The sequence below is a fragment of the Psychroserpens sp. XS_ASV72 genome (assembly GCF_041224425.1).
GTDB lineage: Bacteria > Bacteroidota > Bacteroidia > Flavobacteriales > Flavobacteriaceae > Psychroserpens.
The window spans coordinates 115,843-129,372 of the sequence record NZ_JBGFGL010000077.1; the positions used below are offsets into that span (position 1 = coordinate 115,843).

A 13,530-nucleotide genomic window follows, 5' to 3' on the forward strand; every position below is an offset into this window, starting at 1 on the left:
TTTGTTTTTAAAAATTAATATTGAATTAAACTTAAATTACTTATGACTCGACCATACTGTTTTTTAGGGTTTCTGAGGTTTTTTTAGTCCATGCATTCAGCATCCAACTAACTTTTTCCAATTCTCTAATGTAGGCACCAATTAAATCGATTGTACCTTCATCTGAAGCTTCATCAGCTTTTTTCACAACTTCACTCATTTGCTGTAGCAAAATTTTATGGTCTTTCAATATCTCAAGTACCATATCCTTATCAGATTTTAAAGGCGATACTTCTTTGACCTTAGAGATTTCCAAATAATCGCTCAACTTACTCATTGGATGATGGCGAAGCGTTAGAATGCGCTCTGCAATTTCATCAATTTTAGTTCTAGCGTCAGTGTAAAGTTCTTCGAATTTGTTATGTAAGTCAAAGAAGTTTTCACCTAAGATGTTCCAGTGAAAATTTCTCAGCTTTTGGTAATAGATGTGATAGTTTGCCAGTAGCGTATTTAATTCAACAACCACTGGAATCAACTTTTCATCTTTCATATTTAAATAGCTCATGTTTATAGGTTTTTTTAATTAAAAATTCTATATATAAACTATGGCTATATGAGCGTTTGTCAAGTGATTTAACAGGCTTTAACTTCCTTAGGAAAAGTTTAACATAATTTATGTTAAAGCCATTTCTTCTTTCTAAAATAAATTAACATTAAAATGAATAAAACCACCATCACTCCTAAAAGTATGTGGTAGCTATATTTGTATTGTAGTTCTGGCATATAATTGAAGTTCATTCCGTATATACCAGCAATAAACGTAAGTGGAATAAAAATGGTAGCAATAATGGTCAGTACCTTCATGACTTCATTCATTTTATTACTGATAACGGTCATGTACATATCCATTAAACTCCAGACCATTTCACGATATAAGTCTATTGATTCGTTGACTTGTAGAATATGATCGTATAAATCCCTAAGGTACGTTTGAGACTTAGGATCAATAATTTGGTTTTCTGATTTTTCCAATCGGTTAATTACTTCACGTAAAGGAAAAACCGAACGTCTTATTTTTAAGACCTCTTGCTTTAGTTCTTGAATGCGATTTGGTGTCATTTCATTATCAGATTTGACCTCGAATATAACTGATTCAAGTTCTTCAATACGATCGCCTATAGATTCAATAACGTTTAGATAATTGTCGACTATGGCATCGAGGATCGTATACATAAGATAATCGGCACTTTGAGCTCTTATACGACCTTTTGAAGTTGCTATACGGTCTCTAAGGTCATCAAAAACATCACCATCGGCTTCTTGAAAAGTGAGAACATAATCTTGTCCGACTACCATACTTAAATGCTCATATTGCAGTTCTTCGTTGTCTTTAAAGTAGAGCATTTTGAAAACGATAAAAAGATAGTTTTCGAACTCCTCTATTTTAGGCCTTTGGTTGGTATTAACAATGTCTTCAAGGGTTAAAGCGTGAAGATTATAATGTTTTCCAAGTTTTTCAATATCTTCTATGTTGTTGAGTCCGTTAATGTTAATCCATGTAACCTGATCATTCCCTTTAAAATTAAAACCGTCTTCTACCTTATTGGAATCTATTTTGGTATAAGTGTCTGTTGAGTAATTTATAATTTCAACAACGGTTTCAAGAGCTTGCTTTTTACCTTTGTATGCCATTGTTCCTGGCGGTAAATTAGAAGCCTTAAAAGCTCTTTTCTTTCTTTTTTGTCTCATAGATGTATCATTATACCAAGCTAAATGTAACAAAACTTTTTGGTATAGAAAGACTGCATTGAACTATAAAATGTAACAATAAGGGTTTCTTTCTCATGAAATAGAAAAGTAATTATTTTGTTGTTTAAAAGTTGGTTTGCATATTCGTTTTATTTTCAGTAATATGCATTTTAATACACATAAAAAATTACATACATGGGAAGACCTCCAACGAAACCTATAAAATTCAGAGATGGATTTTATATTGAGATACGTAATAAAGGTAAGAATAACGGAATAAAACTTCATAGAGACACCAAAGAACAGATGTTAAGAACCATAAAGGAATACGAACAAACCAAAGATGTTATTATCTATGGTGAATCCAAAAATGGAAAATGGGTCAATAAAACACCTGTACTACATGTAGTGGAAGATTAAATTCCATTTAAAATACTTTAAAACCTCTTTTGCTTTTACATTATTTGTAATTTCAAGAGAGGTTTTTTTATGAAATCCTATTAATTTATCATAAATTGATCACTATTACTAACTAATTGATTTTATTATGACAGATTATTCAAATTCAAAACCATCTGTTTGGTTTTGGGTCATTTCAATAGTTGCGTTTATTTGGAATGGCATGGGTGTTTACCAGTACTTAATTAAAGCCTATAACACTGAGGGTTTTAGAAGCCAATACACAACCGAACAACTTGAAGTCATTGCTGGTGTACCAGCTTGGGCTACCGCAGCTTTTGCTATTGGCGTTTTTGGTGGCTTGATCGCCTCTGGATTTTTGTTGTTGAGGAATAAATTGGCAACCATCTTCTTTGTATTTTCATTATTAGGTGTTTTGGTACATGCGTATCACAATCATTTTGTGATTGATTCAGTCGCTATGATGGGCTCAACGGCAGCTGTATTTACAGGCATTGTTATTGTTGGTGCAGTACTATTATTATGGTATTCTAAGTATGCCACTCGAAAAGGATGGCTGCGATAGTTTTATGATTACATATTAGTAAATAGGTATTGGTTTTTACTGATACCTATTTTATTTGAATTTAAATCTTAGTTTTGTTTTAAAGCTTCATTTTATATACATATGACAATTTCAACATTCGATTGGATCATTATAATTTTCTTTTTGGCACTTTTCGCAGGCATAGGAATTTATGTTTCTAAACAAGCCGGTAAAGATTCCAAAGCTTTTTTTCTTTCTGGCAGGAATATGCCTTGGTGGTTGCTAGGTGTCAGTATGGTTGCAACTACATTTGCAGCAGATACACCCAATTTTGTGGCTGGTGTAATTCGTGAGGATGGTGTATTTGGAAATTGGATTTGGTGGAGTTTCTTATTGACCGGAATGCTTACAGTATTTTTTTATGCGCGATTGTGGCGTAAAAGTGGAATAACTACAGATTTAGAATTTTACGAATTACGTTATAGTGGAAAAAGTGCTGCTTTCCTTAGGGGATTTAGAGCGCTTTACTTAGGTGTCTTTTTCAATATTGTGATTATGGCCAATGTTTGTTTGGCTGCTATTAAAATTGGTCACGTCATGTTTGGTTTTACAACCTTTCAAACGTTGTTTATAGCTTCGGTCGTAACGGTTATTTATTCAACTTTAGGCGGACTTAAGGGTGTGCTTCTAACAGATTTCATTCAGTTTATTATTGCTATGGTCGGAAGTATTTGGGCCACGGTTCATATCGTAAAAATGCCAGAAATTGGCGGATTGTCAAAATTGCTTTCTGTTCCTGAAGTTGCTTCAAAAACGGATATGCTCCCAGATTTTTCTAATCCTGAATTATTAATTCCTTTACTTATTGTGCCATTAGCTGTGCAATGGTGGAGTGTTTGGTATCCTGGAGCTGAACCTGGTGGTGGTGGATATATTGCGCAGCGAATGTTAGCTGCTAAGGATGAGAACCATGCCACTTGGGCTGTGTTGTTCTTTAATTTTGCACATTATGCCTTACGTCCATGGCCATGGATTATTATTGGGCTAGCTTCATTGGTTATGTTTCCTAACTTGGAAAGTCTTCAATTGGCTTTTCCAAATCTTGAATCATCATTTGTTAAAAATGACCTCTCCTATCCTGCCATGCTAACATTTTTACCTGCTGGACTTTTGGGAATTGTTATTACCTCATTGATTGCTGCTTTTATGAGTACAATCTCAACCCATTTAAATTGGGGAAGTTCTTATGTGGTAAATGACTTTTATGCTCGATTTATAAGAAAGGAAGCTTCTGATAAAGAACAAGTGGCCGTTGGAAGAATTTCAACAATCGTGATGATGGTTATGGCAGCACTTTTGGCAACTGTTTTAGAAGAAGCCAGAGACGCTTTTAACCTGATGTTGCAAATAGGTGCAGGAACAGGCTTGCTTTTTATTTTAAGATGGTTTTGGAGTCGAATCAATCCTTACAGTGAAATAGCTGCTATGGTAATATCCTTTGCCATTGCAGTTTTCTTTTTCATCAATGGCAAACTAGAAACGCCTATAATAGAAATTGCTGGTCATTGGCAATTGGTCATTGGAGTTGTCCTTACCACACTAGGCTGGTTATTAGTCACCTTATTAACAAAGCCTACAGATCATAAAACGCTAGACTCTTTTAACGCCTTAATCTTCGGAAACGACTCAAAATTTAAAGGCTTTGGTATGAAGATTCTTGGTTTTTTCTGTGGTGTTATTGGCGTTTACTGTACGTTATTTGCCATAGGTAACTTTATCTACGGAAAAACAGGTTTAGCTTTTGTGTTACTAGTCGTTACCATGGTTTGTACCGCTGTGATTATAAAATCATTAAAGAAGTCCTCGCACTAAATGGCTTTAATGAGTAAGTCTGCTGTTGCAGGATTGGTTGCAAGAGGCACGTTATGAACATCACACAAGCGCATTAACATCAAGACGTCGGGTTCATGAGGGTGTTTTGCTAAGGGATCTCTAAAGAACAAAACCATATCACATTTACCTTCAGCGACCCTTGCAGCTATTTGTGCATCACCTCCTAAAGGACCAGATAACAAGCTCTCAACTTCGAATCCAGCTTTTTTAGTTTTCTCACCTGTGGTTCCTGTTGAAACCAAGGTTATTTTTTTCTGTTGTAGCAATTCTCTATGCTCATTTAAAAACTGAACCATTTCAGCTTTTTTTCCATCATGAGCAATGATAGCTATTTCCATAATTATAAATTTCTAATATGATAACTCACTAAGCCTTCAATCGGTCGACGTTCAAAATTTCCAACCTTGAATCCCATTTCCTCAGCAACCTCACGAATTTCCCTTTCAGCAAAAAATGCTATGGAACCAGCAAAATGAACCGGAACCAATTTTAATTCTTCCTTGTATTGAAAAATCATGTTTTTAGCGAACAATCGGAAACCTTTTTTAATCAATTCCCTTATGTATTCTGAATCTTTATTTAAGAACATAAACTCAGCAAAATTTGCGAGATAAGCGTTCGGATTTGGTTGTTTGTAAAGATTGTATTTAATAAAATCTGGATCTAAGTTGTACTTATGGTCAAAAGCAACTTTAAGATTACCAGGCATATTATTAAAGAAGTACTCTTTCAACAATTCTTTACCGTAAAAATTCCCAGAAGCTTCGTCCATAACAGTATAGCCTAGAGAAACGATACGTTGATGCAGCTTAGAACCATCGTAGTAACTGCAATTGGAACCAGTTCCCATAATGCAAACGACAGCAGCTTCATCATTGTGATTTAATGTGGCTCTAACGGCAGCCATAGTGTCTTCTTGAACATCAATTTCGGCATTGATAAAAATAGACTCCAAAATTTCAGCCAATAAAAGTCTTGGCTTGGAAGTTCCACAACCTGCGCCATAGAAGAATAGATGTGTGACTTGATCTTTAAATTGCATAAGTTCATCACTATTTCTGATGACCTTATTAATTTTTTTACGGGATAGGATAGCAGGATTGAGTCCTTTGGTGCGAATTTTAGGATGTGTCTGATTTCCTTGTTTATCGATGACAATCCAATCGCATTTCGTAGAACCACTATCTGTTATTAGAATCATTGTAAAAAGATAAAAATAAAGTCCGTAGTTAGTAAAATATGTCGACTAATTACGGACTTCAATAGAATTATAGAGAATGAATTTTCTGAGCTAGGTCTACTAATTTATTAGAGTAACCAAACTCATTATCGTACCAAGATACCAGCTTAAAGAATTTCGAATTCAATTCGATACAAGCTTCTGCATCAAAGATACTTGTGCGATCATCACTAACAAAATCTTGAGATACTACAGCATCCTCTGTATAACCTAGCACACCATTCATGGAGCCTTCTGAAGCCTTTTTGAATGCTGCTTTGATGTCTTCCAAAGACGTTTCTTTTTTGGTTCTAACCGTTAAATCAACGACAGATACATCAGCAGTTGGCACTCGAAATGCCATTCCAGTTAATTTACCATTCAATTCTGGAATCACTTTTCCAACAGCTTTAGCTGCACCAGTTGATGCTGGTATGATATTTAACAACGCGCTACGTCCACCTCTAAAATCTTTTTTTGATGGTCCGTCAACCGTTAATTGAGTTGCAGTTGTTGCATGAACCGTTGTCATCAATGCTTCTTCGATACCAAAGTTATCATCTACAACTTTTGCCAATGGTGCTAAACAGTTTGTAGTACAAGAGGCGTTGGAAACGATTTTATGGTCTGCTGTCAATTCATGGTCATTAACACCCATAACAAACATAGGTGCATCCTTGCTTGGTGCTGAAATAGCTACTTTTTTAGCTCCAGCCTCTATGTGATAATTAGCAGTTTCCATAGTTGTGAAAATTCCTGTACATTCAGCAACCACGTCTACTCCAACTTCATCCCATTTCAAGTTTTTTGGATCTCTTTCAGCAGTAACTCTAATAGTTTTTCCATCTACGATTAATTGTCCGTCTACAACTTCTACTGTGCCATCAAAGTTACCATGGACAGAATCATATTTTAGAAGGTAAGCCAAATGATCAACATCTAATAAGTCATTAATAGCGACCACATCAACATCATTGCGTTTAACAGTTGCTCTAAATACAATTCTTCCTATTCTACCAAATCCGTTTATTCCTAATTTCATTGTTTTAAATTTTCTTGTGTTAGTATTCGTTTATAATTACTATATCGTCATGATATCAGATACACGTAATAATTCTAGATTTATTTTTGATTTTCCTTTTACTGCTTGATCCAAGGGGGTTAAGCTCATCACATCATTTTTAAGTCCGACCATACAGTTTGTCTGACCAGTGATTAAGCTTTCAACGGCTTTTACGCCCATTCTACTCGCTAGCACGCGATCAAAGCAAGATGGTGAACCACCACGCTGCATGTGACCTAATACAGAAACTCTAACTTCATATTCTGACATGTTTTCTTCAACATAGTCTTTAAGTTCGAAAACATTTTTTCCTATTTTATCACCTTCAGCAACCACTACGATACTTGAAGACTTTCCAGATTGTTTACTTCGTCTTAAAGATTCCAATAAACGATCTAAACCTAAGTCTTCTTCAGGAATTAAAATTTCCTCTGCTCCAGCTCCAACACCTACATTTAAAGCTATATGTCCTACATCACGTCCCATCACCTCTATAAAGAAAAGTCGGTTATGTGAACTAGCTGTATCCCTGATTTTATCAATAGCTTCAACAACGGTATTTAAAGCGGTGTCGTAACCTAAAGTGTGTGTTGTTCCAAAAATATCATTATCAATAGTTCCAGGAATTCCCATGACAGGCATTCCAAATTCCTGACTAAAAATCATGGCACCAGTAAAACTTCCATCACCACCAATCACAACAAAGGCATCAATTCCAGCCTTAACCAATTGTTCGTGGGCTTTTTTACGGCCCTCAACCGTTCTAAATTCTTGTGATCTAGCAGACTTGAGTATGGTGCCACCTTTGTTGATGATATCTTTAACACTACGAGCATCCATCGGCACAAAATCACCATCGATCATTCCTTCGTATCCTCTATAAATTCCATAGCATTCGATATCGTGAAAAGCAGAAGCTCTAACTACAGAACGAATGGCTGCATTCATTCCAGGAGAATCTCCTCCGGAAGTCATAACGCCAATTCTTTTTATGGTATTTAACATGAAAATGTAATTTAATACAGTAAAATTACTAAACAAAACCCATAAAAGACGTAGTGTTTACTATTATTTCACGCAACGAAAAAATCTCAATCGTTTTCGTTAATAACTATTTTAATAAAGAATGGAAAAACTGAAAATCAGTTACTTTTTTTATCGGTTTTAGACTTGATATTGATGTAGTCTGGCAGTAGTTCATCCTCATTTTTTTGAGGTGTTTCTTCCTTAGGCTTATTCTTGTTTTTATTTTTTCCAGAAAAAATAGTTTTGATTAATTCCCTGAAATTATCAAATTCAACATTATACGATAGACCAACACCTTGAGTATAGCCTATTTCCTCACCGAAATTTCGGATGTTATTTTCTCTGTTGAAGAATTTTGCCGTTAAAGTTCCTTCTTCATTTAGTAAGATATCTATCTGTACATCACCAGCTATAACCGTTTCACTAACACCTCCAATAGGAACTCCTACTTTACCATTTATAAGTACACGATCGCTAATCTTTGTACTCAATGTCAAACCAATTTCATCACTGGTTTCATATTCTGTGGTCTGCTGACCAGCTTGGTAGTTCACACCAATGTTTATTTTTTCAGAACCATCATTTCCGATAATACTATTGAACAAGGAATTCACACGATCTGATATGGTTCCATAGGCATTTTGGCCTAAATTAAATTCACTTGCGAACGAGCCAAAAGACAAAACATTAAGTGCTTGAAACTCTCTTGATTCCTTAGTTTCCAAGCGATATTCAAGCTCAGAGCGAATGTTTGAGTCTACATTAGGGAACTCAAATGAAAAATCTGGTTCAGGTTGTTCTAACTGTCCGGCAAGATTAATTTTAACTTCAACATCAATATTTCTGTTTATTGGATTGTCCAATAAAACGGATGGATTGGCCTGTGTTTTATACATTGCTGTCAACCCTATTTGTGCTTTCATTGGGTCACCTTCCCATCGCAAAGAACCGCCTTCTAAAACGGTTAACTTCTTCTGAACCAATCCACCATAAGCAAAATTGTAGGTTCCTTCAGAAATCTGAAAATCACCAAACATTTGGAACTTACCGTTAGTATTTATATCAAACAAGAGATTCCCGTTACCTTTTCCTTGAATGGTACTTCCAGAATTTCTATCGATAACAATTTCAATATCAGCGTAAGGATTGACAAAAAGATTAAATTCCAATTCCAATCCCTTAATCTCAGTTTCCCTAATAACTTCTCCCTTAACTTTCGCTTCTTTTTCTTCAGGACTCAGGAAATGGACATAGGAGTTATCTCCATAGGTTTCAAAATCGTTTAAAGGAATTTTAAAGACAGTTCCTTCAGCAGTGCTTCCATTAAATAGAATTTTAAGATTATCGGTCGGACCAACAATTTCTGCTTGCCCATTAACGAAACTTGTTCCGTAGTATAACTTTTCTTCATCGTATTCGGTATCTAAAACCAAAAGACGATCGGTATCGATTTCTAATCCCAATTTCCAATCTGAAAAATTACTATGGCCAATGTATCCATTTAACACGGCTTTGGAAAAATACTCAGAATCTGTAATTTCCACATCTTGGAAAATGAATCGCTGCGACTCTAATTTTACCCTCGAATCAAAATCAAAACTATAATCAACATTCAAATAAGGAATGGTCAATCCTGCATTGTCGAGTAATAAATCGCCATTGATTTGCGGATTTTTCAAACTACCAGTTACTCTGGCATTTCCTGTAACCAAGCCTCTAATATTTGTAATCACACCTTCTCCAAAGGGATCTAAAGGGTCTAATATAAATTCATCAAAATCAACATTTAAGTCAATATTTGAATTGCTTTCGCTCACGTCAATATTGCCTTGTGCATTTAAAGATTTGAGATTGTCATTTTTTAAACTTAGATCAACTTTATAATTGGTCAAAGATTCGTTACCAGAAATATTAGCGTTTAGTACTCCTAGTTCATAATCATTAGCTTTTAAATCACTAATTATGACACTGGAGTTAGGAAGGTAAACACCTTCTTGTTGTAAGAGTTTTAAATTACCGTTTACGGTTCCATCTAGCGATAAACTATCGATACGAGGTGTGATCTTTCTTAAGTCTACTTCGGTGAACTGAAGGTCAATATCTTTGGTTTTAGAATCACTAATGAGGCCAGACAGTTCAATTTTCTCTTCAAAATGTGTCATTATGATATGATCGATATCAAAACGTTCAAACGATCTGTCAAAGGTGATTTTATTCGCTTTGTTTTTCTCTTCGTTAATCGTCCATGAATTTTCCTTAAAAACAATTTCTGATTTTCTGAACCCGATAACCGATTGTTGACTTTCATTGATGGTGTAGAAGAAGTTTAAATCAAATTCATCTTTATTTCCTTCACCTCCTTTAAATTGGGATTTTACAAATAGAGTATCGCGTTGCGTAACGTTGATAAGACTGAAATCAGACACATTATAAAAACCCGTTGCCAAAGAATCAATTTCAACATAGGTATTGAATACAGGATTGCCATTATCGACCAATACGGAAATATTATTGGCAAAATAGTCCTTCAGACGAATTTGCGGAGAACTAAAGGTAACATTGAAATTTTTCTCATTGGTTTCCAAACGTCCTTTAATAGATGTATTCGGACCTAATTCCAAGTCATGATAAAAAGCTTCGACGACCTTGTTATAAATCTTGAAATTGAACTCTACGTATTGATTGGTATCAATTTTATAAGGCGAATAATTGGTATAGATACTTCCAACCGCATTTTCTGTTAGTTTTCCAAGATCCTTAAATCTGAAATCTCCCTTCATGGTTCCTTGAATGATATCCGGAGAATTAACCGTTACGGTTCGTATGTTGTCGGTAAAGGTTGACGTAATATTAAAGTCCTCAAAATAATACTCATCATGCTCGTTAATGTAGGTTGTATTCTGGAACTTCAAGGTTCCAGTGGCATCATCAACGCTTGATGCTTTCATAGACATATGAACCTTACCTTTAAATACTGATGTACTATCCTTTTCCAAGAAATTAAGAGCTTTTAAGTTGGCGTAATTAACATCAGCATTGAAATCAAACGTTTTTAGGTCTTTAGATAAATCGGCTAAACCGTTGAATTTTAGTTTGAGATTTTCATCATTAGATTCCAATAAGCCATTGAAAACTTGATTTCCCAGCTTTCCAGAAACAGCAACATCTTGATAGTCATAATTGTTATAATTAATGTGGAAAACCTCTCCTACGACTTGCGTGCTCAAGTTATCAATTGTGAAGCCCTTTCCATCTACATCTAAATTGAATGAGGTGGTTTTTACAGCAGGATCGTTTAAAAGGACACCTAAATCAAACTCGTCAAACACCACATTACCTTTGTACCTAGCATTATCAATGTCGTCAACATGAGTCATTTTCATATCGGAAACGATAACACCAATATTAGTGTTGATATTAAGATCAGCATCTATAGTTGTGTCTGTGATATAAGAAGTTCCTGTGATTTTGAAATTTCCAAGTTTTGAAAATACGCTAGGTATGGATTCACCTAATATATTTGGCAGTAAGGCTCTTAAATCGAAATAGTTTGAACTCAGATTATCAAATCGACCATTCATGGAAAAATCACCTGGTGTTTTACTGAACAAATTCTTGAAATTTAAGTCGCCATAAATTCGGGTTTGTCCACCAGCATCTAATTGAAGGTTATTGGCATTTAGGTCATTTAACGTTCCTGAGAGATTGACATTGAATTTGGTTTTTTGACCAACGCCGAATTCATTGTAAAAGGTGTTTAAATCATTCAAATAGACTTCAGAATCTTCAAAGGTAGCAGTCACTTTTACCTTGTCTTCAAAATCCTTAAAGTCTTCCCTATCATAATCAAACCTAAGATTACCTTTCAATATAGACTCTTCTGTCTTAATGCTCAAGTTATCAAAAACCATGTGTGACAATGTGTATTCAAAATCGGTAATAAGATTTTGAATATGAGCTCCTCGACTATCCTTAAAGGCTAAGGTGTTGATTCTAGCTCTTACATCACTACCATCAATAACAAAGTTGGTTGCATTGATATTTAAATCACTAAACTTGAAAAGCTGAGGATTGGTTTTGTTTTCATCACTTATACTAAAGATACCATTGTAGATAGACACATCACTAGACGATAAAAGGAAACCACTTTTTTCCTTAGTGGGTTGATCTTCATCAAATTTTGCTACAAAAACATCTAAATTGGTATCAACTTCACCAGGATAGGTTTTAACATAAAAAATTAGGTCATAGATATCAATATCGCCAAAATTTAATTTTCCGGCAGAGAGATTCCCATAATTAAGTATGGAGGTGTTCAGTTCCATAATGGAAATCAAGGTGTCCTTCTTATGATCTTCAATGTAGATTTCCTTAAGCTCTACATCGCCATTGAATTGCAGTCCAATTTTTCCAATATTGATATTGGTTCCGTAGTCTTCATTGATACGGTTGGTGGCATATTTTCCTAAGGCGGTTTGGACAGGTGGAATAGAAAGTATCAACACCAATATGATGAACAATAGCAAAATAATCGCTATTATTTTAGATACTATTTTTAGGAATTTTTTGATACGCCTTTAAAGTTATAACTTTGACCTCAAAATTAACAATTATTGTGCCTAATTTGTATTAATGTCTTCAGAAAATATCTACATACTTGCCATTGAGTCATCTTGTGACGACACAGCTGCTGCTGTCATGCATAACGGTAAAATTTTGAGTAACATTGTAGCAAGTCAGAAAATTCATGAAGCATATGGTGGTGTTGTTCCCGAATTAGCATCGAGAGCTCATCAACAAAACATTGTACCAGTAGTATCGCAAGCCTTAACAAAGGCAGGAATTGACAAATCACAACTCAATGCTATTGCTTTTACTCGTGGACCTGGATTAATGGGCTCATTGTTGGTTGGTACCTCATTTGCTAAATCCATGGCTTATGGTTTGGATATTCCGCTAATTGACGTCAATCATATGCAAGCTCATATTCTGGCTCATTTTATTGAAGAGGCAGATTTTGAGAAACCACCTTTTCCTTTTTTGGCGATGACAATTTCTGGCGGACATACGCAGATAGTTAAAGTAACTTCTTACTTTGATATGGAAGTGATTGGAGAAACCATTGATGATGCCGTTGGTGAAGCGTTTGACAAAAGTGGAAAGATATTAGGTTTGGGTTATCCTGCTGGACCTGAAATTGACAAAAGAGCACAACTTGGAAATCCCAAAGCCTATAAATTTCCTAAACCTAAAGTTGAAGGGCTGGATTTTAGTTTTTCAGGATTGAAAACTGCCATCCTCTATTTTATTCAAAAGGAAGTTAAAGCCCAACCTAATTTTATCGAAGAGCATCTTAATGATATTTGTGCTTCCATTCAATATACTATTATTGGAATCTTAATTGACAAGCTCAAATTGGCATCAAAGCAAACAGGTATCAAGCATATTGCTATTGGTGGTGGTGTTTCGGCCAACTCAGGAATTCGTGAAGCCTTAAAAAAAGGCGAACAAAAATTTGGATGGACAACCTACATACCAAAGTTTGAATATACCACAGATAATGCAGCTATGATTGCTATTGTTGGTTATTTGAAATATTTGGAAGGGAACTACGCTGATCAAAGTGTGATGGCCTCGGCACGATTGAAACTATAG

Annotated in this window: 11 protein-coding genes; 4 read left to right on the forward strand and 7 right to left on the reverse strand. The window is 35.1% G+C overall.

Annotated features, from left to right (window positions below; translation table 11 throughout):
• Nucleotides 1-40 precede the first annotated feature (40 nt).
• On the reverse strand, nt 41-544 hold the full coding sequence (locus AB9K26_RS09385; protein WP_369972306.1) for a Dps family protein: 504 nt from the start codon (nt 542-544) through the stop codon (nt 41-43).
• Nucleotides 545-657: 113 nt separating this feature from the next.
• Nucleotides 658-1,728 (reverse strand): magnesium/cobalt transporter CorA, encoded by a 1,071-nt coding sequence (gene corA, locus AB9K26_RS09390; protein WP_369972307.1) that lies wholly within the window; start codon nt 1,726-1,728, stop codon nt 658-660.
• Nucleotides 1,729-1,923: 195 nt separating this feature from the next.
• Between corA and AB9K26_RS09395 the strand changes: the two genes are divergently transcribed.
• From AB9K26_RS09395 to AB9K26_RS09405, 3 genes are all read left to right on the forward strand, one after another.
• Complete coding sequence (locus AB9K26_RS09395; RefSeq protein WP_369972308.1) at nt 1,924-2,148, forward strand: hypothetical protein; 225 nt, start codon at nt 1,924-1,926, stop codon at nt 2,146-2,148.
• A gap of 127 nt (nt 2,149-2,275) precedes the next feature.
• Nucleotides 2,276-2,713, forward strand: coding sequence for a hypothetical protein (locus AB9K26_RS09400; protein WP_369972309.1), 438 nt, complete (start codon nt 2,276-2,278; stop codon nt 2,711-2,713).
• Between the two features lie 102 nt (nt 2,714-2,815).
• Nucleotides 2,816-4,546, forward strand: coding sequence for a sodium:solute symporter family protein (locus AB9K26_RS09405; RefSeq protein ID WP_369972310.1), 1,731 nt, complete (start codon nt 2,816-2,818; stop codon nt 4,544-4,546).
• On the opposite strand, the gene AB9K26_RS09410 is transcribed toward AB9K26_RS09405, so the two are convergent.
• From AB9K26_RS09410 to AB9K26_RS09430, 5 genes are all read right to left on the reverse strand, one after another.
• On the reverse strand, nt 4,543-4,905 hold the full coding sequence (locus tag AB9K26_RS09410) for a methylglyoxal synthase (RefSeq protein ID WP_369972311.1): 363 nt from the start codon (nt 4,903-4,905) through the stop codon (nt 4,543-4,545). The two genes, AB9K26_RS09405 and AB9K26_RS09410, sit on opposite strands and share 4 nt — an antisense overlap.
• Before the next feature lie 2 nt (nt 4,906-4,907).
• A complete protein-coding gene (locus AB9K26_RS09415) occupies nt 4,908-5,768 on the reverse strand; it encodes an N-acetylglucosamine kinase (RefSeq protein WP_369972312.1) in 861 nt (286 codons plus the stop codon).
• A gap of 67 nt (nt 5,769-5,835) precedes the next feature.
• Nucleotides 5,836-6,828 carry a type I glyceraldehyde-3-phosphate dehydrogenase gene (gene gap, locus AB9K26_RS09420; RefSeq protein WP_369972313.1) on the reverse strand — a complete coding sequence of 331 codons (993 nt, stop codon included), beginning with the start codon at nt 6,826-6,828 and terminating at the stop codon, nt 5,836-5,838.
• A 39-nt stretch (nt 6,829-6,867) separates the two neighbouring features.
• Nucleotides 6,868-7,854 (reverse strand): 6-phosphofructokinase, encoded by a 987-nt coding sequence (pfkA, locus tag AB9K26_RS09425; RefSeq protein ID WP_369972314.1) that lies wholly within the window; start codon nt 7,852-7,854, stop codon nt 6,868-6,870.
• A gap of 137 nt (nt 7,855-7,991) precedes the next feature.
• Nucleotides 7,992-12,401: a translocation/assembly module TamB domain-containing protein gene (locus tag AB9K26_RS09430; RefSeq protein ID WP_369972315.1), complete on the reverse strand. Its 4,410-nt coding sequence runs from the start codon at nt 12,399-12,401 to the stop codon at nt 7,992-7,994.
• Nucleotides 12,402-12,507: 106 nt separating this feature from the next.
• Here AB9K26_RS09430 and tsaD point away from each other — a divergent pair, with 106 nt between their 5' ends.
• Nucleotides 12,508-13,530: a tRNA (adenosine(37)-N6)-threonylcarbamoyltransferase complex transferase subunit TsaD gene (tsaD, locus tag AB9K26_RS09435; RefSeq protein ID WP_369972316.1), complete on the forward strand. Its 1,023-nt coding sequence runs from the start codon at nt 12,508-12,510 to the stop codon at nt 13,528-13,530.